This window comes from Streptomyces hokutonensis, from assembly GCF_042751305.1.
Classification (GTDB): Bacteria; Actinomycetota; Actinomycetes; order Streptomycetales; family Streptomycetaceae; genus Streptomyces; species Streptomyces hokutonensis_A.
Map to the genome: position 1 here is coordinate 456,808 of NZ_JBHYWD010000003.1, position 23,441 is coordinate 480,248.

Genomic DNA, 23,441 nt, shown 5'->3' on the forward strand with positions numbered 1-23,441 from the left:
CGAGGGGATCAGTGCGTGACACTCACCCGCACCGTCATCGTGCCCTTGTTGTCCGAGGAGCAGGACCCGGCGAGGTCGTTCATGCCCAGTTGGAGGGTGCCGTTCCCGGTCGCGCGGAAGGTGAGTTTCCGGCCCACCGGGTGGACGGGGAAGGTCTGCTTGCCCTTGAGCCGGGCGAGCAGGGTGGCGAAGGGGGCCTTGGCGTCGACCTTGCAGTTGATCGCCCCGTCCAGCAGGTGGTCGGTGGCGGTGTCGTAACCGGCCGGGCCGGCCATGGGCATGTTCCGGTAGTCGGCGGTCCACTGCCCCGAGACGAACCGCACGGTGACCTGGTCGCCGCGCCGGACGGTCACTCCGGTCACCGGCTGCCAGCCGGTCGCCGACTGGACGACCTGACGGGTGGTCGTCGTCCTCGGGCCCGAGGTGAGGGGCAGTGTCCCGGTGAGGAAGAGCCCGCCCACAATTCCCGCCGCCAGTACGGCCGTTCCGGCCAGCGCCCACAGCAGCCGCCGTCCACGGGACGAACGGGCCGGACGAGGGCGGGAGTTGAGTGATGTCGTGTGCCGCTCGGTCGGGGTGAACAGCTCACGGCCGCTCGTCATCGTGTCCGCTTCGTGCGCAGCGGCCGGCGGGGCGGACACCCGCAGGGTCGCCGACGGCAGGTGACCGGCGTCCGGCTCGCCCGCCGCCACGCGCCGTAGCGCGGTCCGCGCGCTCGCCGGTGTGAGGCGCTCGTCCGGGGACTTGCGCAGCAGCGCCTCGACGACCGGGCGCAGCGGGCCGAGCCGCTCGGTCAGGAGGGGTGCCTCGTACGCCACCGCGTGCAGGGTCGCGGGCCGCGCGGGTCTGCGGAACGGGGACTGTCCGCCGCAGACGGTGGCCAGGGTCGCGCCCAGGGACCACAGGTCGGAGGGCGGGCCGACCTCCCAGCCCATCACCCGCTCGGGCGCCATGAACTCCAGCGAGCCGACGAGTTCGCCGGTGGTCGTCAGGAACTCGCCGTCGTCCAGGGCCGCGATGCCGAAGTCGGTGAGGACGGCGCTGCCGTCGGGGCGCAGCAGGACGTTGGCGGGTTTGACGTCCCGGTGCAGGGTGCCGGCCGCGTGCACGGCCTCCAGGGCGTCGAGGAGTTGCAGGCCGAGCGCGGCGGTGTGCTGCGGCGTGAGCAGCCCGGTCCCGGCGATGCTCTGGGCCAGCGAGGGGCCCTGGACGAGTTCCATGACGATCCACAGCCGGTCCTCGTACTCGACCAGGTCGTGCACGCCGACCACATGGGGGTGCGGCACCCGGGCGACCGCGCGGGCCTCACGGATCGCACGGCGTACGCGGATGCGGTGCTCCTCGTCGCCGTGGGTGAGGATGTGGAGTTCCTTGGCGGCGACCGGCCGGTCCAGCAGCTGGTCGTGGGCGCGCCAGACCGTGCCCATGCCGCCTCGGCCGAGGACGTCGTGAAGCTGGTACCGGCCGGCGATCAGCCGCCCCGGTCCGCTTGGTGTCCGGGGCGCCGCCCGGTGATCGCCGTCTTCGGACAACACGGTCTCTCTCACGTTTCCTTCGGGTCGCGGGTGCTGCCGCCTGGGACGCGCACGGCAGCGGCCCCCTTCTTCCGGGAGGCCACTGCCTGCGCGCTGCCTGTCGTTGTTACGCGGCGGGCTTGTAGAACGCGTAGGTGGCGGTGTACTGGACGCTGACCTGGTCCGTGCCCGTGCAGGCACCGGCAGGGGCGACGCCGCCGTGGGTGCCGAGGCGCTGGATGTAGGAGACGCCGCCGAAGACGCCCGTGCCGCGCGTGGCGGTGGACTTCAGCAGCAGCTCCGGAATGGTGCCGGTCTTGGGCGAGTTGGCGATCGCGGAGCCGTTGACCGCGCTGCCGTCCACGGTGGACACCCACACCGGGCCGCGGGAGTGGAGGGCGACGGAGCGGTGCGTGCGGTCGTACTTGGCCCACAGGGTGGCGGCGGGCTCCAGCAGGGTCCAGGCGCCGTTGGTGCAGGTGTAGGTCTGGACGCCGGCGGCGGAGAAGACGCCGGTGAGCTTGTTGCCGTCGGGAACCTTCAGCGCGTCGGGCACGGTGACACCGAGGCGGAGGGGCGGCTTCGGGGTGGCGGCCTGGCCGACGGTCGCGCTCACGAGCGTGCCGGCGGTCACGGCGGCGAGGGCCGCGGTGGTGAGGATGAGACGTCTGGCGATCTTCATCGGTGTGTCTCCAGAGCACTTTCTGAACAGGGTCGCGATTCCTGCGACAAGGTCGCGGGTATCCGGACTTCCGGGCCGATCAGATGATCTTCGGCCCCGCTGCCGCACTGTACGGAGAATCAATCGCGGCCGACTTGCCAACTTCTGATCGACTTATGGCCAGCACTGCTCACCCACGGCGCACTCGTCCGAAACAGGTATCGCCGTCCCGTTTTCCGTTGTCCGGCACGACGGCCGCCGGTCTCCTCTACGGAAGCTCCGTCGGCCGCGTCGCCGCACGGCGGAGACGTGGGCACGGACAGGAGTGTTGAGAGATGCCTCGTAGACAGGCCGCCATGATCGCCGCCGCGGTCCTCACCTGCCTCGCGGTGGTGACCGGCGTACTGCTGGCCCGCGCGCAGACCGGGCCGTCGCCGGAAGGCCGTACCGTCGCGGACCCGTCGTCCACACGCGCCACGGCGACGGCCAACTCCCCGTCCCTCCCCCGCACTTCGCCTACGACGACCTCGTCAGCGCGGACCACGTCCTCGCCCTCGCCCACTCCCCGCGCGCACAAGTCGCCCCACCTCACCGCCTCGCCGTCCCGTACGCCCGCCGCCGGACAGCCGAAGGCCGTCGGCAAGCGGACCGTCACGCTGGTCAACCGGCTCGACCGGACGATCTGGCCGGCGATCGCGGCGGACCCCAAACACCCTGTGGAGGCGACGGGTTGGGTGCTGAAGCCCGGGGCCGGCGTCAGCTTCGCGGTCCCCGACCACTGGGACGTCCGGGTGTGGGCGCGCACCGGCTGCTCCTTCGACGCGGCCGGCGACGGCCACTGCGCGACCGGGGACTGCGGCCACTTCCAGTGCGGGTCGACCTGGGGCGAATTCCCTTCCACCCTGGCCGAGTTCAACCTGAACGCCTGGAACGGCATGGACTTCTACGACGTCAGCCTGGTCGAGGGCAACAACCTGCCGATGTGGATCAACAGTTACGGCGGTTCGTCCAAGGACAAGATCGACGCGAACGGCTGCTCCGCCGCCGGGTGCACCCGGGACGCCAGCGCGACCTGCCCCGCCAAGTTGCAGCGGATCAGGGGCGGTCGCGTCGTCGCGTGCCTCAGCGCCTGCCTGGTCTTCAAGACGGACAAGACCTGCTGCACCGGCGCCTACGCGGCGCGCCCCCAGTGCGTCCCCTCGTCGTGGCCGGTCGACTCGGCCGACGTGTTCAAGAAGGCCGAGCCCTTCGCCTACTCCTACGTCAACGACGACGCGACCAGCGTCCTCACCTGCTCGGGAGAGTGCGGCTACCGCATCACCTGGGGAGTGAGCCCCTGACGGTGCGCACGGCCGGGCCGGTCAGTCCGCGGACTGGAAGGCCCGGCCCGCCGCGGTCGTCTTCGTACCGTTGGTGAAGAGCCCGCTGCTCGGCTTCGACGGGTCCGCGCCCAGCCCGAACCACGCGTAGCGCTGCACGTAGGACAGGCCGTCGAGCGCCTTGGTGGACGCGGTGACGAAGTCCGCCTGCTGCTGCGCGGACGGGAAGCGGGTGCCCTGGGAGAAGTCGATCAGCGCGTACTCGGTGAGCCAGATCGGCTTGTGGTAGCGCGCGTACACGGCCGCCAGGTAGGACTTCAGCTGCTGCACGGCCTGCGGGGTACGGAAGTCGCCGCCGTACCAGTGCAGGGTGATGAAGTCGACGCGGTAGCCCTTCGCCTTCGCCCCGGACATGAAGCGGTCCAGCCAGCCGCCCGCCGTGTCCCCGCCGTAGGCGACCGCGGGGCTGCCCAGGATCTTGCCCGCCGCCATGAGTTTCGGCCACAGCTCCAACGCCTGCTCGACCGTCATGTTCGACTGCTGCGCCATGTCCGGTTCGTTGAACCCCAGCAGATACGGGCCGTACAACCGGGCCTGGGCCAGCGAGGCGTCGGTGACGGACTTCGCGCCCCAGATCATCGGCACGAAGGAGCCCGAGGAGGGTGTCGTGATGCCGGAGTGCTGGGTGTTCCAGGTGTAGTACCAGCTCGCCCCGCTCGCGGCGAGCGCCTGGCTCACCCCGCCGAACGTCCATACCCCGACACCCTTCTTGGCTCCGGAGGCTATGTGCACGGGGGCGGCGGGGGTGTGCTTCGAGGGCGAGGGACTCGGCTTGGCCTTCGGCTTCGGGGACGGGCTCGGAGAGGCCGAGGGTGAGGGGGTGGGGCTCGGCGTGACACTGACCACCGGAGTGGGGGACGGCGACGCCACCGCCGTCGTAGGGGAGGAACCGCCCGTCAGCCGGGGCGCGACCAGTGCGGCCACCACGGCGACGGCGACCGCCGCCGAACCGCCCACGACCTGTTTGCCGCCGATACGGGCGGACCGGCTCCCGTGCCGTCCGCGTGCGCCACCGTGCCCTGAGGGAGCGGGAGTTGAGGCCGCGTCCAGCAGCCGGGACACGTCGAACCGGGCCGGCACCGCGACCAGCGGCAGCCCGCTGAGCAGCCGGTCCATCGGGAGCAGGCCCTCGTCCAGCCCCTGGCAGACCCCGCAGCCACGGATGTGCCGGGCAAACCGCTTGCGCCACAGGGCACTTGGCGTGCCGTCCCAGGTCGAGGCCGTCTCGTCCAGTTCCGCGCAGCGCGGTGCGGCGACCAGCGCCCGCACCACGACCCGGGAGACCTCCATCTGCTTCTTCATGCGCTGCACGCGGACGGAGGCGTGCCGGTCGGAGAGCCCCAACGCACCGGCGAGGTCGGCGCGTTCGAGGTCGCCGGTCTCCTCCAGCCACCACAGGGAGAGCAGTTCCTGGTCGTCCGGATCGAGCCAGCGGGTGGCCTCGACGACCTCACGGCGCTGCTCGGTCAGCCCCAGCCGCAGGATGGTCAGCCCGGCGAAGTCGAGCGCGGGGTCGGTGATCGCCTCCGCGTCCTCCAGATGCGCCCTGCGGTCGCGGTCCGTGGCCCGCGCCTGCTCACGGTCCCGTACCTGTCGGATCGTGATGGCCACCAGCCAGGACCGGAACGCGGAGGGATCCCGCAGCTTCGGCAGCCCCCGCACCATGCGCAACAGCGTCTCCTGTACGACGTCATCGACATCGGCGTGACCGTTCAGGGCCCGGCCGACGATGTTGTAGACCAGCGGCAGGCACTGCGTCAGCAGGTGATCCAGGGCCTGCCGGTCGCCCGCGCACGCGGCCGTCACCACGCCCGCGTCGGGGCCACTCCTGGGCTTCTTGCGCATCTGGGTTCGTTCCTCCGCGTGTGGTCCGGCCGTGGCATCTCTCTGCTTCGGAGACCGCCGACGCGCGCAAGGACTACAGAAAACGCGACAACAAAAGAAATCAGCCGGTCGGGTCCGAATTTATGTTGTCGAGCCGCCGCCGAGAAGGTCACCGATAGGCAGGAGCGCAGCTGGACCGCATCCGAAGAGCACCAGGAAGGCCCGAGGACGATGGCAAGAGGACGCAGAAGACACAGCGCGAGCCCACGGCGGGACGGCCGCCGCTGGTGGTACGTCGCGGCAGCCGCCTTCGCCACGGCCGCCACCGTGCTGATCGCCTACAGCGTGTGGACACCGTCCGGAACGGGCGGCACGCGTACGACGGCCCACCAGGACTCGACCCCGCGCCCGGCCGTGTCCCGCAGCGCCTCGCCGTCCCCCTCGGCGACCAACAGCACCTCGGCCTCCCCGTCGCCTTCGGCCTCCTCCTCCCCCAAGGCCGGCGCGTCGAAGAAGAGCACGCCCAAACCGACCGCCAAGGCGAACGCACCCGCAGCGAACCAGCCTTCGACCGCCCCCGCCGGCAAGCGCCTCATCACGGTCGTCAACCGCACCCCGAAGACGGTATGGGCGATCGTCACCAACACCGCCATCTATCCGAAGGGGCGCGAACTCGCCCCGGGCCAGGGCCTGTCGGTGACCGTGGCCAACAACTGGGGCGGCCGGATCTGGGGTCGGACAGGGTGCGCCTCGACGGCGGCCGGTCACTGTGCGACCGGCGACTGCACCAGCGTGTGCGAGGGCGCCAACCCGCCCACCACACTGGGTGAGTTCACGTTCGACGCGTACGCGGCGATGGACTTCTACGACGTGAGCATGGTCGACGGTTCGAACCTGCCGATGTGGATCAACATCTCGCACACCACGACCACCGACCCGGTCAGCGCCGGCGGCTGTTACAAGGGCGTCTGCACCCCGGACGTCAACTGCCCCACCGCGATGCGGGCGGTGTCGGGCGGGCAGATCGTCGGCTGCAAGCCGCCCTGCGCGGCGTTCGGCGGTGACACGTACTGCTGTCGTGGTGCCTGGGCCGGGCGCGAGAACTGCGTCCCGTCGAAGTGGCCGGTCGACTACACCCAGGTCTTCAAGCGGGCGGCCCCCTATGCCTATTCGTACGCCTTCGACGACGGGGCGACGATGCCGTGCAAGGGGGCCTGCTACTACAGGATCACGTTCGGGACGACCGGCACATAGGTCCAACTGGTGTGCTCGGCCGGGGAGTTCAGTTCGTCGCCTTGTGGCCGGTCGGGCCCACCGCGAACCAAGTCCCGCCGACACCCTGGCCGTTGAGGTCGCCCGGCCTGCTGTCGCCGGAGAAGCGGTAGACGGGCCGGCCGCCGACGGCGATCTGGACCTGGCCGTCCGTGCGGCGGATGGCCCCGACCTCCTTCGGGTTCACGCCCGCCAGGTAGACGTTGCCGCCCTCCTCGATGGTCACCGGCGGCCACTTCACCGCGCAGGCGTCGTCGCAGTTGTTCGGCGGCCTCCTTGACCGCGGCCAGGTGTTCGCCGTCGAGGGCGGTGAAGGCCGGGTGGGACCGCACCTCGGGCGCGATCCCGGAGGCCGCCGGTCCTCGCCACAGGGCCGGCGCCTCGATCAACAGCCCGGTGGCGGTGGGAGGTCGGCCGTCCTGCGCGGCCTGCTGCCGCAGGGCCCGGAAGCGCAGCAGGTCGAGATCGTCGGGGCCGACTTCGAGGCGGTGGCCGCCCGAGCCGCGCAGCAGCCACCGTGACTGGTCCCCGGCCGGGAGTTCGGGTTCGAGCAGCCGTCGCAGTGCTCCCACGTGCCGCTGGACGACGTTGACGGCGCTGTCCGGCGGGTCCTGTCCCCACAGGGCGTCGACGATCTCGTGGACGGCGACCGGATGCCCCGCCTCGGTCAGCAGCAGCGCGAGCAGAGCGCGCCGCTTGGGGGCCCAGCGCCAGTTCCGTGTCGCCGCGCCAGGCCCTGACCGGTCCGAGAACGGCAAAACGTGTACGCACCGAGTCTCCTGTGCCGACTGTGACAACATCCGCGGCCGGTCCGCCCCGCCGTCGGGGCGCTCGGCCGCGACCGAGCACAAAGTCCGCGGGAACCCGGCGGCGAGGGGTTGCCCGGCCACGGAGCGTCGTCGGGCGTCAGCCGCGACGGGCGGGACCGCCGGCCGCGCTGGAGGCGGACGACCGCCTCGGAGACGGACAGTCCTGTCAGGAGGCACCCGGCGGCAGCCCTCCCTTCCTCGGCTACCGTGCGCCGAGAACAAGGAGGCGAGGACGATGCACGCGGAGAGAGCCCCCACGGGCACAGGTGGGATGAAACGGCGTCTGGGCCTTTCCGACGCCGTGGTGATCGGCCTGGGGTCGATGATCGGCGCCGGGATCTTCGCCGCCCTCGGCCCGGCGGCCGACGCGGCCGGTTCCGGACTGCTGCTCGCTCTGGCCCTGGCCGCCCTCGTGGCCTACTGCAACGCGACGTCCTCGGCACGACTGGCCGCCCTGTACCCACAGTCCGGCGGCACCTACGTCTACGGCCGCGAACGCCTCGGCGCCTTCTGGGGCTACCTGGCCGGCTGGGCGTTCGTCGTCGGCAAGACGGCCTCCTGCGCGGCCATGGCCCTCACCGTCGGCGCCTATCTCTGGCCCGGCCAGACCCACGCGGTGGCCGTGGCCGCCGTAGTGGCGCTGACCGCGGTGAACTACACCGGCGTGCAGAAGTCCGCGCTCCTCACCCGCGCCGTCGTCGCCGTCGTCCTCGCCGTGCTCTGCGCCGTGATCGTCACCGCCCTGACCTCCGCCCACGCGGACACCGCACGGCTGGCCATCGGCGCGGACACCACCGTCGGCGGACTGCTCCGGGCAGCAGGTCTGCTCTTCTTCGCCTTCGCCGGCTACGCCCGCATCGCCACCCTCGGCGAGGAGGTCCGTGACCCCGCCCGCACCATCCCGCGCGCGATTCCGGTCGCCCTCGGGATCACCCTCGCCGTCTACGCCCTCGTCGCCGTCGCCGCCCTGACGCTGCTGGGCCCGCGCGGCCTGGCGCACGCCACCGCCCCGCTGTCGGACGTCGCTCGCGCGGCGGACGCCGACTGGCTGGTACCGGCCGTCCGTATCGCCGGCGCCGTCGCCGCGCTCGGCTCACTGCTCGCGCTGATCCTCGGGGTCTCCCGCACCACCCTCGCCATGGCCCGGGACCGCCATCTGCCGCACGCCCTGGCCTCCGTCCACCCGCGCTTCGGCGTTCCCCACCGCGCCGAACTCGCGGTCGGCGCGGTGGTCGCCGTCCTCGCCGCGACCACGGACGTACGCGGCGCGATCGGCTTCTCCTCCTTCGGCGTCCTGGCCTACTACGCCATCGCCAACGCCTCCGCCCGGACCCTCACGGAGGAAGAAGGCCGACCCGGCCGCCTCGTCCCCGTCATCGGCCTCGCGGGCTGTGCGACTCTCGCCTTCGCCCTGCCCGCGAGCACCGTCGTCGCGGGCACCGCGGTGCTCGTCCTCGGGGCGGCCCTCTACGGACTGCGCAAGGTCTCCCGTACGACCAACTCCGAGGATTCACGCAGCTGATGAACGGTTACGCGGACGACGACATCCACGCGGTGGTCGCCGCCCTGAAGCGACGAGCCGCGGCCCGGGGAGAGCAGGTCCTGGCCCTCGATTCAGTCCTCCACCTGGTCGCCAACGACGAAGCGGAGATCGCGATCGACGACCTCATCCACACGGCCAACGCCTTCCGGCTCCCCTTGCGGCAGGACGAGTACGACCGGCTCCTGGCGGCGGCCTCCCGACTGGACTGCGCGGACGGCGTGACCGCCATCGATCCCGACCTGCTCCGCCCGGACTCCGAGGACATCTGAGGATGTGGCTCAGGTTCGGGTGTGACCGGTGGCTGCCTTCCCCGCCCCGGACGACTGGACGGAAGATGGTGTCCTGCCAAGTCGTGCCCTCGCGCAACTCCTCGCGGGGCCAGGCTCGTTGGAGCTCGTTGAGCGAAAGGTGACTCCGCATGGCCGACGAGCCGACCCCGCCAGGGACCATCCCGGCCGGCATCGAACCCGACGTGCCCAACGTGGCCCGGATCTACGACTACTTCCTCGGCGGAAACACCAACTACCCCGCCGACCGCGCGGCCGCCCGACGCATCACCGCCGCCAACGCCCAGGCCCCCTGCTGGCCCGCGCCATGCGCCGCTGGCTCGTACGGGTCGTGGCCGCCATGACCGCCGAGGGCATCACCCAGTTCCTCGACCTCGGCGCGGGCCTGCCCACCCAGGACAAAGTCCACGAGGTCGCCGCCCGCCACCGCCCCGACACCACGGTCGTCTACGTCGACAACGACCCCACCGTCCTCGCCCACGGCAGACCCCTGCTGCACCCGGGACGGTCCCTCCTGCTCCTGGGCGACGTACAGGACATGGCCTCCGTCCTCGACCACCCCGAGCTGCCCACCCTGATCGACCTCACCGCCCCGCTCGGCGTCATCATCTCCGGCGTCGTCCACTTCCTGCCCGAATCACCCGCCACCACAGCCCAGTTCACCGTGCTGCGGCACCGACTGGCCCCCGGCAGCGCCCTCGCCCTCAACTCCCTTGTCTCCGACGCCGATCCCACCGGCGCCCCCACACTGTTCCGCCTCTACCAGGGCGAAACCGGCCGCGGCCAACTCCGCACGGCCGGCCAACTCCGCCAGTTCTACGGCGACTTCGACCTCCAGCAGCCGGGCCTCGTCCCCCTCGACGACTGGCGCCCCGACCTCCCCGTCCCACTGTCCGATCTCCCCAGACCGTTGATCTGGGGCGGCATGGCCCGCAAGCGGTGAGCCCCACCGCCGACCACTCCCCCAACTCCTGCGTCACAGCGGCAAGAAACGGATCGAGCGCCATGACCACCCCCCAGCCCCTCAGCCGACAGTTCAGCGCCCTCCTCCTCGACAGCCACCACCGCCTGACGGGAAAGGAGTTGGGCCCACCGCCCCTCACCTCCGCGGACGCGGCGGCCCAATGGCTCTACGAGGACGCCCCCTTCGGCCTCCTCGCCCACGACACCGCGGACGACCCGACCTTCATCTACGCCAACCGGACCGCCCAGAGGTGCTTCGAGTACACCTGGGACGAGTTCGTCGGCCTCCCCTCCCGCCTCTCCGCCGCTCCCGACGCCCAGCCGAACCGCGACGCCTTCATACGGTCCGTCACACGCGACGGCTACGCCACCGGCTACCGCGGCATCCGCATCGCCAAGTCCGGCCGCAGGTTCTGGATAACGGACGTCACGATGTGGGACCTGATCGACACCGAGGGCACCCACCACGGCCAGGCCGCCGTCTTCCCGGCCTGGTCCGACCTCTAGCCGGAATCGGTACGGCGGTGAACGTACCCCTCCCCCGTCCTACGGCGGCTGCCGTACGGCCCAGTGACGATGCCCGGGGGACGTCGCGATCGGGCAGGGAACCGTTTCTGAGCCCCGGTACATGGTCGACGCGACGCCACAGCACCCGCATGGTGTCGGACAGGTCGTCCTCGACCATGTCAGGGGCCGCTCCTCGCGCCACATACCGGTGACCGGTGCAGGGAGGCTTTGCCCGGGTCGGCCGGTGACGCACATGCCAGTGCCCGTCCACCGTTACCCACGGTGGACGGGCACTGACCTGCTCACCCGTGCTCACGGCACTGTCGCGTCCGGAGCGCTCAGCCCGCTTCCGGCGTCAGCCGCAGCGAGATGCTGTTGATGCAGTACCGCTGATCCGTAGGCGTCGCATACCCCTCGCCCTCGAAAACGTGCCCAAGGTGCGACCCACACCGGGCGCAGCGCACCTCCGTGCGCACCATCCCGTGCGAGCGGTCCTGGATCAGTTCGACCGCGTCGGTGTCCTTCGGGTCGTAGAAGCTCGGCCAGCCGCAGTGGGACTCGAACTTCTCGTTGGAGGTGAAGAGTTCGGCGCCACAGGCGCGACAGGAGTAGACGCCCTTCGTCTTGGTGTCGGTGTACTCACCGACGAAGGCGGGCTCCGTGCCTGCCTGCCGCAGCACCGCGTACTCGGCCGGGTTCAGCTCCGCGCGCCATTCCTCGTCCGGCTTTTCGACGTCGTACGACATGAAGCTCAGCCCCTTACTTCGCGAGACGGTCCAGGATCCGCGGGCCGAGGTCTGTCACATCGCCCGCTCCCATGGTGAGAACCAGATCACCGGGCTTCGCCATTCCCGCGACGGCCTCGGGGACGTCCGCCTTGTCGTGGACCGGGGTCACGTCGGCGCCCGCCGCGCGCGCGGCCTCGATGATCAGCTCGCTGGTGACGCCCGGGATCGGGTCCTCGCGGGCCGGGTAGATGTCCAGGACCAGCGAGGCGTCCGCGAGGGCCAGGGACTGGCCCATCTCCTTGCCGAGCTCCTGGGTGCGGGAGAACAGGTGCGGCTGGAAGACGACCAGCAGGCGCGAGGTGGAGGCCGCCGCGCGCATCGCCTCCAGGTCCGCCGTCATCTCCGTGGGGTGGTGGGCGTAGGAGTCGATCACCTGGACGCCGGCCGCCTCGCCCTTGAGCTGGAGGCGCCGCTTCACGCCCGTGTAGGCGGCCAGCGCGGGCGCCAGTTCCGCCGCCGGGATGCCGAGAGCGGCGCCCGCGGCGAGGGCGGCGACCGCGTTGCTCGCGTAGTGGCGGCCGGGGACCGAGACGGTGAAGGTGAGTTCCTCGCCGCCCAGGACCACCGTCACCTCGCTCTTCAGGCCCTGAGCGACCACGGAGAGGATGCGTACGTCGGCGTCCTCCGCCTCGCCGTACGTCACCGTCTTCACCTTCTTCGCCGAGTCGGACACCCGGCGCGTCAGCTCGCGCGCGCCCTCGTGGTCCGCCGAGATCACCAGCGTGCCGCCGGGCACGATCCGGTCGGCGAAGGTCTGGAAGGAGTCGTAGATCTCTTCCATGGACGCGTAGTTGGCGTGGTGGTCGAGCTCCACGTTGAGGACGATCGCGGCCTCGGGGGCGTACTTGTGGAAGCTGCGGTCGGATTCGTCGGCCTCGGCGACGAAGATCTCGCCGTCGCCGTGCAGCGCGTTCGAACCGGGGGCGTCCAGGTCGCCGCCGATCGCGTAGGAGGGCTTCAGGCCCAGCTCGGTCAGCGAGACCGCGAGCATCGACGTCGTGGTCGTCTTGCCGTGCGTGCCGGCCACGGCGATCGGGCGCAGGCCGTCCATCAGGCGGGCCAGGGCGTCCGAGCGGTGGACGACGGGAATGCCCAGCTCGGCCGCGCGGGCCAGCTCGGGGTTGTCCTTGCGGATCGCCGACGACACGACCACGCAGGTGGCGTCGTCGGCGAGGTGTTCCGCCGCGTGTCCGATGTGCACGGTGGCGCCGAGGGCGCGCAGCGCGTCGGCGGTCGCGGAGTCCTTGGCGTCGCTGCCCGCGACCTTCGCGCCGCGCTGCGCGAGGATCTTGGCGATCCCCGACATTCCGGCCCCGCCGATGCCGATGAAGTGCGGTCGGTCCATGGCGGTGGGAAGGCCGGGTGCCATGTGTGTCTCCCTGTGCGTGCTGGTTCCGTACGGATACGGCGGACGTTCGGCGGCCAGCCTATTCGGTGCCACCGACAATCACGGACACCCGCCCGCCGCTCCCCGCCCGCTAATCCTTGCTGTGCGAGAACAGCTTCAGCACCGGTACGCCGACCTTGTGACGGGCCCGCGAGGCCCAGTCCCGGTGGAAGAACTCCTCCACGTAGTGGGGGTCGGTCAGCACGATGACCTCGTCGGCGCCGATCTCGTCCACCAGGGTCTTGAGGGCGTCCAGCGGGTGGTCCTCGATGAGGCGCCCCTCCGCCGCGCTGCCGGCGGCGTGCAGGGCCTCCAGGGACACCGACAGGGCCTGCGCGCCGAGTTCCGCCGCGTCCTTGCCCTCGGGGGTCTCCCGCTCGTGCGCCGCCTCGTCGAGTTCGCCGAGGGCGACGTCGTCGATGGCCCGCAGCAGGCGGTCCGCCTGGTCGCCGCGGGGCTGAAGCAATACGTGGAAGGAGACGGTCTCGTCACCGTGCAAGGTGGTGACGAACTCCACGTCGGCGGACGTAAGGGCCTTCTCGATCATCAGTACGCTTGTGAACACCAGGCGCCCCTTCTCCTTCGAGGACCCTCGGGCCCTCTCTCCTCCGTGGGCCTGCCAGGCCCTGCGGAAACCATCCTGCCCCGTGATCGCACGGGTACTGCCGGATTTAGTGTGCCCGCCGAAAGACAAACGGAACGGATCATTCCGCCCGTTTTCAGGTCCGGCGGTAGCGACCGAACAGGAACCCGGCCTCTTCCAGCAGGGACACCAGTTCGAAGCGCTGAGGAACCTTAACCGACGGCCCCCCGGCGATCCGCTGCGCCTCCCCCGCCACGAGCATCGGCGAGAGGGCCAGACACAGTTCGTCGAGCACCCCGGCGGCCACGAACTGCCCCAGCAGCCGCGGCCCGCCCTCGGTCAGCAGCCGGGTGTGCCCCAGGTCCGCGAGCGCCTGTACGGCCCGTGCGGGGTCCACGCCGGCGCCGTCACCGGCGACCACCACCCGGGCGCCCGCCTCCTCCGCCGCCGCGACCCGATCCGGTGCGGCCGCGGCGCCCGTCAGGATCAGCGTCGGCACCAGAGGCGAGACGAAAAGCGGAAGCGAGAAGTCCAGGTCGAGGCTCGCGGTGACGACGGCGATCACGGGGGCGGGCCCCTGCCCGGCCGCCGCCCGTGCCGCCGCGAACTCCTCACGCGCGCGTGCGGGCCGATAACCCTCCTGGCGTACCGTTTCCGCACCGACGACCACGACATCCGCCAGCGCCCGCAGGGTGCCGAAGATCCGCATGTCGGCGGGCCCGGAGATGGGCTGCGAACGGCCCTCGTGCTGACCGGCCCCGTCGAGCGTGGACACCATGTTGGCGCGCAGCCAGGGGCCCTCCCCTACGGGGTAGGCGTACGCCTCCGCGAGTTCCGGAAGCCCCCACTCCCGGTCCGTCCCACGCGCATCAGGGGCCCCGTCCGAGGCCTGGGCTGCTGTTTCGTCGGTCACAGGGAACAGGCGTCGCATGTCGTGCAGTGTGGCACGGCCTTTAGAGTGGTGAACCGTGTCGTCCTCCTCCGCCGCCTCCGGGATCAGCCCGATAGCAGACGCGGCCCCGCTGTCCCTGTGCGCCCGTGAGCCGTTCGTCCCCGCGGACCGGCTGGTCGCCGAGATGGTGCCGCCGCCGCGCTTCGACTCGGTGCGCTTCGCCACGTACATCCCGGACCCGAACCAGCCGAGCCAGACCGCGGCGGTCGGCGTCCTGGAGACCTTCGCCGCCGGACTCGGCGGGGCGCACGCCGCCACCGCGAAGCGCGGCTTCCTCGGCTTCGGCAAGGGGAAGGCGGCCAAGACCCCGGCGGGCCCCCGTGGTGTCTACCTGGACGGCGGCTACGGCGTCGGCAAGACCCACCTGCTGGCCTCCCTGTGGCACGCGACCCCGGCCGAGCCCGCGCTCAAGGCCTTCGGCACCTTCGTGGAGCTGACGAACCTGGTCGGCGCGCTCGGCTTCCAGAAGACGGTCCAGACGCTCTCCGGCCACCGCCTGCTGTGCATAGACGAGTTCGAACTCGACGACCCGGGCGACACGGTCCTGGTGTCGACCCTGCTCGGCAGGCTGGTCGACGCGGGCGTGGCGCTCGCCGCCACCTCCAACACCCTGCCGGGCAAGCTCGGCGAGGGCCGGTTCGCGTCGGTCGACTTCCTGCGCGAGATCCAGGGCCTGTCCGCGCACTTCCGCTCGCTGCGCATCGACGGCGACGACTACCGCCACCGCGGGCTGCCCGAGGCCCCGAAGCCGTTCACCGACGAGCAGGTCACGAAGGCCGCGTACGCGACCGCCGACGCCTCCCTCGACGACTTCCCGCACCTGCTCGCCCACCTCGCCAAGGTCCACCCCAGCCGCTACGGCGCCCTGACCGACGGCCTCAGGGCGGTCTGCCTCACCGACGTCCAGCCGATACCCGACCAGTCGACCGCGCTACGGCTCGTCGTCCTCGCGGACCGGCTCTACGACCGCGAAGTGCCCGTCCTGGCCTCGGGGTTGCCCTTCGACCGGCTGTTCAGCGAGGAGATGCTGAACGGCGGCTACCGCAAGAAGTACTTCCGCGCGATCTCCCGCCTCACCGCGCTCGCCCGGGACGCCAAGAGCCTCGTCGAAACCGCCTAGTTCACGCCAGGCCAGGCACGCTTTTCACGCTCTCTTTCATCGGAAACGCTCCGTTAACCCTGCAAACAACTTCACTGGGCTACCGTTCTTCTTGACCAGCCGTTGACCTGGCCTTGGTCTGCACGAGAAGCACGGACCAGCGGGAGGGGGGCGTATGTTCCGAGGTAAGACAGCTCGGACCGTCGTGACGCTCCTCACTGCCGTCCTGCTCGCCCTGCCGTTCTTCGCACCCATGGAATCCTTCGCACCCGCGCACACAGCGCGCCATGCGGAGGCCAAGGCCCAGCCCGGGCTCAAGCTCAGCGGCAAGGCCCTGCGCGCCGAGACCATCACGTTCCGCGACTGCGGCGCCTCCGGGACCCCCACCGTCCCGCTGCGGCTGCGCGACCGGTTCCGCACCGTCGACTGCGGGCCCGAGACGCCCGAACGCCCCCTGCTGACGCAGGACCCGGCGGCCACAGGCACACAGGTGGCGCCCGGCGCGGCGCACCATCGCACTTCGAGATCCTCAACAGCGCACTCTCCGGCGGCACTTCAGGTCTTCCGCTGCTGAGAGCCGAGCAGGCAGTCATTTCCCCCACGCACACTGTCATGCAAGCCCGACGCGCCCAGAGGGCGCGCCAGGAGGAGTACTCACGCCATGCAGCCCCTCATCGACAACGCCCGTACGTTCGGACAACGCCCTGAGGAGTTCGCCAAACTCGCCGAAGGCCAGTCCCCGCAGGTGCTGTTCATCACCTGCTCCGACTCCAGGGTCGTCCCGGCCCTGATCACGGGCGCCCGCCCCGGCCAGCTCTTCGAGCTGCGCACCGCCGGCAACATCGTTCCGCCGTACGCCTCCCAGCACCCCACGAGCGAGGCGTGCACCATCGAGTACGCCGTCGAAGTCCTCGGCGTCTCCGACATCGTGGTCTGCGGCCACTCGCACTGCGGCGCGGTCGGCGCCCTGGTGCGCGGCGACGACCTGACCGCCGTACCGGCCGTGCGCGACTGGCTCACGCACGCGACCCCGAAGCCGGAGGGGACGGTCGACGACCCGGCCGTGTCCGAAGGCGTGCAGAGCCATGTGCTGACGCAGCTGCTGCGGCTGCGCTCGTACCCGTACATCGAGAAGAAGCTGAAGGACCGTCAACTCACCCTGCACGCCTGGTTCTACGAGGTCCACACCGGTGCGGTCCTGGTGCACGACCCGGCCGCCGACGCCTTCAAGTCCCTGTGAGTTCGCGGATGATGACCAAATTCCCCCATCTGCGGGAGGACTTCGCCGCCTCCCTCGTCGTGTTCCTGGTCGCGCTCCCGCTCTGCGTGGGCGTGGCCGTCGCCTCCGGTGTGCCGGCCGAACTCGGCCTGGTCACCGGCATCGTGGGCGGGATCGTCACCGGACTCATGCGGGGCAGCAGCCTCCAGGTGTCCGGTCCCGCCGCAGGTCTGACCGTGCTGGTCTTCGAGGCGGTGCGGGAGTACGGGCTGCCCGCCCTCGGGGTGATCGTGCTCGCGACCGGTGTGCTCCAAGTCCTCATGGGCGTCCTGAAGTTGGGGCGCTACTTCCGGGCCATCTCGGTCTCGGTCGTCGAGGGCATGCTGGCCGGTATCGGACTGGTGCTGATCGCCGGGCAGCTGTACTCGGTGGCGGGGGCGAAGGCCCCCGCCACGGGGCTGGACAAGATAGCCGATCTGCCCGGCGCGCTCGTCGACGCCGCCGGGAACACGAAGGCGCTGGCCTCGCTCGCGCTCGGCGCCGCCACCATCGCCGTCCTGGTGCTGTGGAAGCGGCTGCCGGCCAGGGTCCGTACGGTGCCGGGACCGCTGGCCGCCGTAGGACTGGCCACGCTCGCCGCGCTCGCATTCGGGCTGCCGGTGGCGACCGTGGAGGTGCAGGGACTGCTCGGGTCGCTGCAGCCGCCGCCACTCGGCGAGTTCGGCGAGCTGGCACAGGTCGGGCTCCTTGGCACGGTGGTCGCGTTCACGCTGATCGCGTCCGCGGAGTCGCTGTTCAGCGCGGCGGCGGTGGACCGGCTGCACTCCGGGCCGCGCACCGAGTACGACAAGGAGCTGGTGGCGCAGGGCGCGGGCAACGCGATCTGCGGGCTGCTCGGCGCGCTGCCGATGACCGCGGTGATCGTACGCAGCGCGGCCAACGTGCAGGCGGGCGCGCGGACGAAGGCGTCCCGGGTGATGCACGGCGTCTGGCTGCTACTGTTCGCGGCGCTGCTGCCGGACGTCCTCGCGTACATCCCGATCCCGGCCCTGGCGGGCATCCTGGTGCACGCGGGCGCCAAGCTGATCCCCGTCCGGGAGATCGTGTCGCTGTGGCGCGAGCACCGGGGCGAGGCGCTGATCCTGGTCGTCACGGCGCTGTCGATCGTCGCGGTCAGCATGTTCGAGGGTGTGCTCATCGGGCTCGCGCTGGCCATCGGCAAGACGGCGTGGGAGGCCTCGCACATCAAGCTGGAGGTCGTCGACAAGGGCGCGGGCCCGGTGCAGGCGTACCTCTCCGGCAACGCGACCTTCCTGCGGCTGCCGAAGATCCTCGACAGCCTGGAGGCGCTCCCCCAGGACCGGCCGGTCGAACTGCACCTCTCCGGCCTGCACCACCTGGACCACGCCTGCCGTACAGCCCTGGAGAACTGGGCCGAGCGGCACAGCGCGGCCGGCACCGAGCCGGTGAAGATGACGCCGGTGGAGGTCACGGCGGTGAAGTAGCGGAGCCCGTGCCTGCTCCGGGTTGATCGTGGCCCCGGAGCAGGCACCGGGCATACCCTTGCAGGAGCAGACAGAAGGCCTCTCCGGTAGGGGGTCAGGATGCTCCAGGAACTGCTGGTGGCGGGCGTGGCGGTAGGTTCCGCGTGCGCGGTCTACGCCGCCGCGGCGGCCAGGGTCGTCAAGCAGTACGAGCGCGGGGTGGTCTTCCGCCTCGGGCGGGTGGTCGGCGAGGTGCGGGGGCCGGGCTTCACCACGGTCGTCCCGTTCGTGGACAAACTCCTCAAGGTCAACATGCAGATCGTCACGATGCCCGTGCCCGCGCAGGAGGGGATCACCCGCGACAACGTCACCGTGCGCGTGGACGCGGTCGTCTACTTCAAGGTCGTCGACGCGGCCGACGCGATCATCAAGGTCGAGGACTACCGCTTCGCCGTCTCGCAGATGGCGCAGACGTCCCTGCGCTCGATCATCGGCAAGAGCGACCTCGACGACCTCCTCTCCAACCGCGAAAAACTCAACCAGGGACTGGAGTTGATGATCGACAGCCCCTCCATCGGCTGGGGCGTCCAGATCGACCGGGTCGAGATCAAGGACGTCTCCCTGCCCGAGACGATGAAGCGCTCGATGGCCCGCCAGGCCGAGGCCGACCGCGAACGCCGGGCCCGGATCATCAACGCGGACGCCGAGTTGCAGGCCTCCAAGAAACTCGCCGAGGCCGCCGAGCAGATGTCCGAACAGCCCGCGGCACTCCAACTCCGGCTGCTGCAAACGGTAGTTGCGGTCGCGGCCGAGAAGAACTCGACACTGGTACTCCCCTTCCCGGTCGAACTGCTGCGCTTCCTGGAGCGGGCGCAGCCGCAACCGCCGCAGCCCCCTCCCCCGCCCGCCGTGGAGCAGTAGCGTGGCGGCATGCGCCCGAGGATCGTGATCGTCGCGGTGGCCGCCGTACTGGGGAGCGTCGCAGGCTGCGGGGGCGGCGGAGGCGGCCCGTCCGCGCCCACGCCCAGCGCCTCGCAGCGGATCGCGGTCACGAGTACGGCGTTCACCGAGAACGGCACCGTCCCGCGCCGCTACACCTGTGACGGCGAGGACGTGTCGCCACCCCTGGCCTTCGCGGGTGTCCCGGCCGCCGCGGCCGAACTGGTCGTAGTCCTGGAGGACCCGATGGCCCCGCACGGCACGTTCACGCACTGGCTGATGTGGGGAGTGCCCCCGCAGGTGACCCGCCTGGCGGCCGGGGAGTCGCCGCAGGACGCGGTCCAGAGCCGCAACGACTTCAAGAAGACCGGCTACGGCGGCCCGTGCCCGCCCAAGGGAGCCGCGCCCCACCGCTACGTCCTCTCGGTGTACGCCGCCGACAGGAAGCTCTCCCTCGCCGCCGACGCCTCACCCGACGACGTACGAGGCGCCCTGACCGGCCACACCCTGGCCTCGGGCACGCTGACCGGCCGTTACGGGCGCTGACTGGCGGCCCCCGCCCCCACCCCGCAGGATCGAGAGAGCCGACCGGAAGGGGTGCCCCCATGACCAAGAAGGGCACGAAGCGCGAGAACGGAAAGAAGGCCCTCACGGACCTGATGCGCGTCCCCGCCGACAGCCCGGTAGACCTCTCCTCCTACGACGCCGCAGGCACCCCCGGCGGCCCCGCCGACAAGGCCGCCGGTCTCAAGGACACCGCCCGGATGGGCGAACACCTGGCCGACCTGCAGGAACGTCTGTGGGCTGCGAGCACGGCCGGTGACCGGCGCCGTCTGCTCCTGGTCCTCCAGGGCATGGACACCAGCGGCAAGGGCGGCACGGTCAAGCACGTCATCGGCCTGTTCAACCCCTCCGGCTGCCGCATCCGCGCCTTCAAGGCCCCCACACCGGAGGAGCGGAAGCACGACTTCCTCTGGCGCATCAAACGTGCCCTCCCCGAGCCCGGCGAGATCGGCATCTTCGACCGCTCGCACTACGAGGACGTCCTCATCGCCCGCGTCCGCGAACTCGCCCCGCACCGCGAGATCAACGACCGCTACGGCCGCATCAACCGCTTCGAGAAGTCCCTGGCCGACGACGGCGTGACGGTCGTCAAGTGCTTCCTCCACATCTCCTACGACCAACAGCGCCGCCGCCTGGTCGAACGCCTCGACAACCCGGACAAGCACTGGAAGTTCAACCCGGGCGACATCGAGGAACGCGCCCTGTGGCCCGCCTACCGGCAGGTCTACGAAACCGCCCTCACCCGCTGCTCGACCCCGGAGGCCCCCTGGTACCTGGTCCCCGCCGACCGCAAGTGGTACCGCAACTGGGCGATCAGCCGCCTGCTCCTGGAACATCTGACGGCACTGGATCCGCAGTACCCGGAGGCGGACTTCGACGTGGCGGCATGTCGGGAACGGCTGCTGGCGGCCGACTGACCGTGCACTCCGTGTCGATAGCCGATTAACACCTTTTCGCACCATATCTTCCTACGGTGACCATTCGAGTACGACGAGTCGCCGCCGCCTGTGCACTCGGCGCCGCGCTCACCGCCTGCGGGGCCCCTTCCGCACCCCACGCCAGCCGCCCGGCGCCCTCCGCGCCCACCGCCGCAGCCTCCTCGCGGCCCCCCACCCTCGCGCCCGGCCCCGCCGGACTCACCCCCGTCTTCAAGAACGGTCCGCGCGTGGACGGCAAGACCGTCGCGCTGACCTTCGACGCCGACATGACCGCCGATCAGGGGCCGCGCGCGGCGGCCGGTGAGCACTTCGACAATCCGCAGCTCATCGCGACGCTGCGGGCGCTGAAGGTGCCGGCGACCGTGTTCATGACCGGCCGGTGGGCCGACGAGTATCCGGCCGAGGCACGTGACATCGGGCGGGACCCGCAGTTTGAGATCGCCAACCACTCCTACAGCCACTACGCCTTCACCGGGGACTGCTACGGCCTGCCGACCGTGTCCCGGGACCGGATGAAGGCCGATGTGGAACGGGCGTACACGGCGTTCAAGAAGGCGGGCGTACCGAACGCGATGCCGTACTTCCGCTTCCCCGGCGGGTGTTACGACCGCCAGGCACTGAAGACGCTGAGCGCCGTCGGTGTCACGGCGGTGCAGTGGGACGTGGTGAGCGGGGACGCCTTCGCGACGGACTCCGATGCCGTGGCCCAGCAGGTGCTGGAGGGTGTGAAGCCAGGGTCGGTCGTCGTCATGCACTGCACCCGCAGCGCGGCCCCGGCGACCGAGAAGGCCGTCCGCATGATCGTGCCCGAGCTGCGGAAGAAGGGGTACCGGTTCGTGAAGGTCTCCGAGCTGATCGGGGCGGCGGACCGGCACCGCTGAGGCTTCCGCACTCCTCGTACGCTGGGTCGTATGAGTGATGAAGAACCGGCGTCGGCGTACGCGGAGTGTGTGCTGTGCCGGGAACCCACCGAGTACCCGGCGTCGCAGAAGGGGATCACGCTGTGCCCCGTGTGCGAGTGGCAGGAAGCGCAACGGACCGCCTGTTCAGGGTGAGCGGCGGGAGGTGAGGGCGCAGGTCGCGGCGGTCACGGCCGCCGTGACCAGGGCCGCCCCGGCCAGGGGGAGCAGCGGGACCGGGACCGTGCCCGACTGCGAGCCGGTCACCAGGCCGCTGACCGCCGCCTGCGCCGGGGAACCGGTCACCACCACCGACAGCAGCGCCGCCAGCAGCATCGCGGGCACCGCCCGGCCGGGCGAGCGCAGCAGCGGCCAGTTGGTGAGGGCGCCGACCGCCGTGCCGAGCAGGGCGCAGACCAGGACCGCGAGCAGGCCCGCCGTCCCGGCGGCGAGGAGCGGTATCCGGGTGCGGTGATCGGCGCTCGCCGGGTCGCTGATCAGCGTGACGACGAGGGTGGCCGCCGTGCCGAACGCCGCCGCGGTGCCCAGCGCGACCAGCAGACAGGCGAGATGCGCCCGCGCGGGCCCGACCGCCGCCGCGACACAACTCCGCGCCGCAGGGGGCTCGTTGGTCGTGCAGATCCGCACCAGCCAGGCGGCGACCGGCAGCAGGGCCGCGGCCGTGTAGCCGAGCGAGTCGAGCACCGGCTGCCCGGCCTGGACCCCGATGCCCAGGAACGCGGCGTACAGGATGACCGGCGGCAGCCAGCGTTGCGAGCGCAGGAGAAGGGCGGCCTGATAGCGCAGAACGGCCGTCATCGCGGTCACCCGGAGCTCTCGCTTTCGTCGTCAAGGGGAAGGTCCTCGCGCCGGTTCACGCTCACCACGTGCCAGGGCGGGCGGGCCGTCAGCAGGGCACGGAGCAGAACGTCCGAGTGGGAGGCGGGGACGGTGAGGCGGTGGGTACCGGGGGCGAGTTGCCTCGACGCGGTGAGGAACTGGCTTGCTTCTGACGGGAGTTGCCCTCCCGGCGGCCCCTGGACGTCCACCGAGGCCTGCGGTCCGGACGGTGAAGTCGCCTCATCCGTACGGTGGTTGAGGGCTCCCTCGGCAACCGTGTACGTCGCGTCGGGCGCCCCGGCGAGGCGGCTCGGGTCGTGGTCCACGAAGACGACCGCTCCGCCGGCCGCCGTACGTTCCGCCACGGCTCGCTCCAACTCCGCCCCGGCGTCGGAGTCCAGGCCGGTCCATGCCTCGTCGAGGACCAGCAGGTCCGGCTCGGCGAGCAGGGCCTGTGCCACGGCGACCTTCTGGCTGCTGCCCTTCGAGAGCCGGGTCATGAGGGTGTCCGCGTGGGCGGTGGCCCCGAAGCGGTCGAGCCACTCGCCTGCGGCACGGGTCGCTGCGGCGCGGGAGAGGCCGTGGACCGTGCCGAGGTGGGTGAGGTAGCCCCCGGCGGTGAAGGGGAGCGCCTGGGGGAAGCGCTCGGGAACGTAGGCGGTGCGGGGGCGGCCGGTTACGCGGCCTTCGGTGGGAGCGTCGATGCCTGCGAGGAGTCGGAGCAGGGTGGATTTTCCGGTGCCGTTGGAGCCCTCGATGCGGGTGAGGGTGTGGGGCGCCAGCGTGAGAGTCACGCCGCGGAGGATCCAGGGGCCGCGAAATCCGTAGCGGCGGCCGACGTTGTCCAGCTGTAGATCGCGTCGCATCGGGGCATTCTTTCGCAGGAGGGGTGGGGCGGGTCTTTCGTTTGGCGGGTGCGGGTGCGTGGGGGCTGGCTGCGCAGTTCCCCGCGCCCCTGAGGGAGTCCACTCAACGGTGTTTCCAAGGACC

At 71.1% G+C, this 23,441-nt stretch carries 25 protein-coding genes and 1 pseudogene; 15 read left to right on the forward strand and 11 right to left on the reverse strand.

Features of this window, described 5'->3' with window-relative positions; all coding sequences use genetic code 11:
- Nucleotides 1–8 precede the first annotated feature (8 nt).
- On the reverse strand, nucleotides 9–1,547 hold the full coding sequence (locus tag ACFXC1_RS11865; protein ID WP_381241736.1) for a serine/threonine-protein kinase: 1,539 nt from the start codon (nucleotides 1,545–1,547) through the stop codon (nucleotides 9–11).
- 94 nt (nucleotides 1,548–1,641) lie between these two features.
- Complete coding sequence (locus ACFXC1_RS11870; protein WP_381241738.1) at nucleotides 1,642–2,196, reverse strand: DUF3455 domain-containing protein; 555 nt, start codon at nucleotides 2,194–2,196, stop codon at nucleotides 1,642–1,644.
- A 314-nt stretch (nucleotides 2,197–2,510) separates the two neighbouring features.
- On the opposite strand from ACFXC1_RS11870, the gene ACFXC1_RS11875 reads away from it, so the two are divergent.
- Nucleotides 2,511–3,515, forward strand: coding sequence for a thaumatin family protein (locus ACFXC1_RS11875; RefSeq protein ID WP_381241739.1), 1,005 nt, complete (start codon nucleotides 2,511–2,513; stop codon nucleotides 3,513–3,515).
- 21 nt (nucleotides 3,516–3,536) lie between these two features.
- Here ACFXC1_RS11875 and ACFXC1_RS11880 read toward each other — a convergent pair whose 3' ends face one another.
- A complete protein-coding gene (locus ACFXC1_RS11880; protein ID WP_381241741.1) occupies nucleotides 3,537–5,399 on the reverse strand; it encodes a sigma-70 family RNA polymerase sigma factor in 1,863 nt (620 codons plus the stop codon).
- A 210-nt stretch (nucleotides 5,400–5,609) separates the two neighbouring features.
- Here ACFXC1_RS11880 and ACFXC1_RS11885 point away from each other — a divergent pair, with 210 nt between their 5' ends.
- Entirely contained in the window at nucleotides 5,610–6,632 is a 1,023-nt protein-coding gene (locus ACFXC1_RS11885; RefSeq protein WP_381241742.1) for a thaumatin family protein, read from the forward strand.
- 28 nt (nucleotides 6,633–6,660) lie between these two features.
- Here the strand turns inward: ACFXC1_RS11885 and ACFXC1_RS11890 are convergent, their stop codons facing one another.
- Both ACFXC1_RS11890 and ACFXC1_RS11895 read right to left on the reverse strand, forming a co-directional pair.
- The gene (locus tag ACFXC1_RS11890) at nucleotides 6,661–6,876 is read right to left on the reverse strand and encodes a COG4315 family predicted lipoprotein (RefSeq protein ID WP_381241744.1); all 216 of its coding nucleotides are present in this window, start codon (nucleotides 6,874–6,876) and stop codon (nucleotides 6,661–6,663) included.
- 85 nt (nucleotides 6,877–6,961) lie between these two features.
- Nucleotides 6,962–7,450: pseudogene (locus ACFXC1_RS11895) on the reverse strand (AfsR/SARP family transcriptional regulator); the annotation flags it as partial.
- 280 nt (nucleotides 7,451–7,730) lie between these two features.
- On the opposite strand from ACFXC1_RS11895, the gene ACFXC1_RS11900 reads away from it, so the two are divergent.
- The 5 genes from ACFXC1_RS11900 (at nucleotide 7,731) to ACFXC1_RS11920 (ending at nucleotide 10,759) form a co-directional block, all read left to right on the forward strand.
- A complete protein-coding gene (locus ACFXC1_RS11900) occupies nucleotides 7,731–8,981 on the forward strand; it encodes an APC family permease (protein ID WP_381241746.1) in 1,251 nt (416 codons plus the stop codon).
- Nucleotides 8,981–9,271, forward strand: coding sequence for a hypothetical protein (locus tag ACFXC1_RS11905; RefSeq protein WP_381241747.1), 291 nt, complete (start codon nucleotides 8,981–8,983; stop codon nucleotides 9,269–9,271). Before ACFXC1_RS11900 ends, ACFXC1_RS11905 begins: the two co-directional genes overlap by 1 nt.
- A 149-nt stretch (nucleotides 9,272–9,420) precedes the next feature.
- Nucleotides 9,421–9,633 carry an SAM-dependent methyltransferase gene (locus ACFXC1_RS11910; protein ID WP_381241749.1) on the forward strand — a complete coding sequence of 71 codons (213 nt, stop codon included), beginning with the start codon at nucleotides 9,421–9,423 and terminating at the stop codon, nucleotides 9,631–9,633.
- Entirely contained in the window at nucleotides 9,597–10,232 is a 636-nt protein-coding gene (locus tag ACFXC1_RS11915) for an SAM-dependent methyltransferase (RefSeq protein WP_381241750.1), read from the forward strand. Before ACFXC1_RS11910 ends, ACFXC1_RS11915 begins: the two co-directional genes overlap by 37 nt.
- A 62-nt stretch (nucleotides 10,233–10,294) precedes the next feature.
- A complete protein-coding gene (locus ACFXC1_RS11920; protein WP_381241752.1) occupies nucleotides 10,295–10,759 on the forward strand; it encodes an MEKHLA domain-containing protein in 465 nt (154 codons plus the stop codon).
- Between the two features lie 338 nt (nucleotides 10,760–11,097).
- Here ACFXC1_RS11920 and msrB read toward each other — a convergent pair whose 3' ends face one another.
- The 4 genes from msrB to ACFXC1_RS11940 all read right to left on the reverse strand — a co-directional run bounded on the left by msrB (nucleotide 11,098) and on the right by ACFXC1_RS11940 (nucleotide 14,448).
- Complete coding sequence (gene msrB, locus ACFXC1_RS11925; RefSeq protein ID WP_381241754.1) at nucleotides 11,098–11,505, reverse strand: peptide-methionine (R)-S-oxide reductase MsrB; 408 nt, start codon at nucleotides 11,503–11,505, stop codon at nucleotides 11,098–11,100.
- Between the two features lie 13 nt (nucleotides 11,506–11,518).
- The gene (gene murC / locus ACFXC1_RS11930; protein ID WP_381241756.1) at nucleotides 11,519–12,916 is read right to left on the reverse strand and encodes a UDP-N-acetylmuramate--L-alanine ligase; all 1,398 of its coding nucleotides are present in this window, start codon (nucleotides 12,914–12,916) and stop codon (nucleotides 11,519–11,521) included.
- Between the two features lie 109 nt (nucleotides 12,917–13,025).
- A complete protein-coding gene (locus ACFXC1_RS11935; RefSeq protein WP_381241757.1) occupies nucleotides 13,026–13,499 on the reverse strand; it encodes an indole-3-glycerol phosphate synthase in 474 nt (157 codons plus the stop codon).
- 154 nt (nucleotides 13,500–13,653) lie between these two features.
- Entirely contained in the window at nucleotides 13,654–14,448 is a 795-nt protein-coding gene (locus ACFXC1_RS11940; RefSeq protein ID WP_381241759.1) for a pyrimidine reductase family protein, read from the reverse strand.
- A gap of 37 nt (nucleotides 14,449–14,485) precedes the next feature.
- On the opposite strand from ACFXC1_RS11940, the gene zapE reads away from it, so the two are divergent.
- The 8 genes from zapE to ACFXC1_RS11980 all read left to right on the forward strand — a co-directional run bounded on the left by zapE (nucleotide 14,486) and on the right by ACFXC1_RS11980 (nucleotide 21,593).
- On the forward strand, nucleotides 14,486–15,589 hold the full coding sequence (gene zapE, locus ACFXC1_RS11945) for a cell division protein ZapE (RefSeq protein WP_381241761.1): 1,104 nt from the start codon (nucleotides 14,486–14,488) through the stop codon (nucleotides 15,587–15,589).
- Nucleotides 15,590–15,743: 154 nt separating this feature from the next.
- The gene (locus ACFXC1_RS11950) at nucleotides 15,744–16,142 is read left to right on the forward strand and encodes a hypothetical protein (protein ID WP_381241763.1); all 399 of its coding nucleotides are present in this window, start codon (nucleotides 15,744–15,746) and stop codon (nucleotides 16,140–16,142) included.
- 87 nt (nucleotides 16,143–16,229) lie between these two features.
- The gene (locus ACFXC1_RS11955; RefSeq protein WP_381241765.1) at nucleotides 16,230–16,808 is read left to right on the forward strand and encodes a carbonic anhydrase; all 579 of its coding nucleotides are present in this window, start codon (nucleotides 16,230–16,232) and stop codon (nucleotides 16,806–16,808) included.
- A gap of 8 nt (nucleotides 16,809–16,816) precedes the next feature.
- Nucleotides 16,817–18,292, forward strand: coding sequence for a SulP family inorganic anion transporter (locus ACFXC1_RS11960; protein ID WP_381241767.1), 1,476 nt, complete (start codon nucleotides 16,817–16,819; stop codon nucleotides 18,290–18,292).
- 99 nt (nucleotides 18,293–18,391) lie between these two features.
- On the forward strand, nucleotides 18,392–19,192 hold the full coding sequence (locus ACFXC1_RS11965) for a slipin family protein (RefSeq protein WP_381241769.1): 801 nt from the start codon (nucleotides 18,392–18,394) through the stop codon (nucleotides 19,190–19,192).
- A gap of 9 nt (nucleotides 19,193–19,201) precedes the next feature.
- Nucleotides 19,202–19,756, forward strand: coding sequence for a YbhB/YbcL family Raf kinase inhibitor-like protein (locus ACFXC1_RS11970; RefSeq protein ID WP_381241771.1), 555 nt, complete (start codon nucleotides 19,202–19,204; stop codon nucleotides 19,754–19,756).
- 59 nt (nucleotides 19,757–19,815) lie between these two features.
- Nucleotides 19,816–20,691, forward strand: a complete 876-nt coding sequence (locus ACFXC1_RS11975; protein ID WP_381241773.1) for a PPK2 family polyphosphate kinase — start codon at nucleotides 19,816–19,818, stop codon at nucleotides 20,689–20,691.
- A 56-nt stretch (nucleotides 20,692–20,747) separates the two neighbouring features.
- Nucleotides 20,748–21,593, forward strand: a complete 846-nt coding sequence (locus tag ACFXC1_RS11980) for a polysaccharide deacetylase family protein (protein ID WP_381241775.1) — start codon at nucleotides 20,748–20,750, stop codon at nucleotides 21,591–21,593.
- Nucleotides 21,594–21,758: 165 nt separating this feature from the next.
- On the opposite strand, the gene ACFXC1_RS11985 is transcribed toward ACFXC1_RS11980, so the two are convergent.
- Both ACFXC1_RS11985 and ACFXC1_RS11990 read right to left on the reverse strand, forming a co-directional pair.
- A complete protein-coding gene (locus tag ACFXC1_RS11985) occupies nucleotides 21,759–22,430 on the reverse strand; it encodes an ABC transporter (protein ID WP_381241777.1) in 672 nt (223 codons plus the stop codon).
- A gap of 5 nt (nucleotides 22,431–22,435) precedes the next feature.
- Complete coding sequence (locus ACFXC1_RS11990; RefSeq protein ID WP_381241779.1) at nucleotides 22,436–23,317, reverse strand: ABC transporter ATP-binding protein; 882 nt, start codon at nucleotides 23,315–23,317, stop codon at nucleotides 22,436–22,438.
- Between the last annotated feature and the right edge of the window lie 124 nt (nucleotides 23,318–23,441).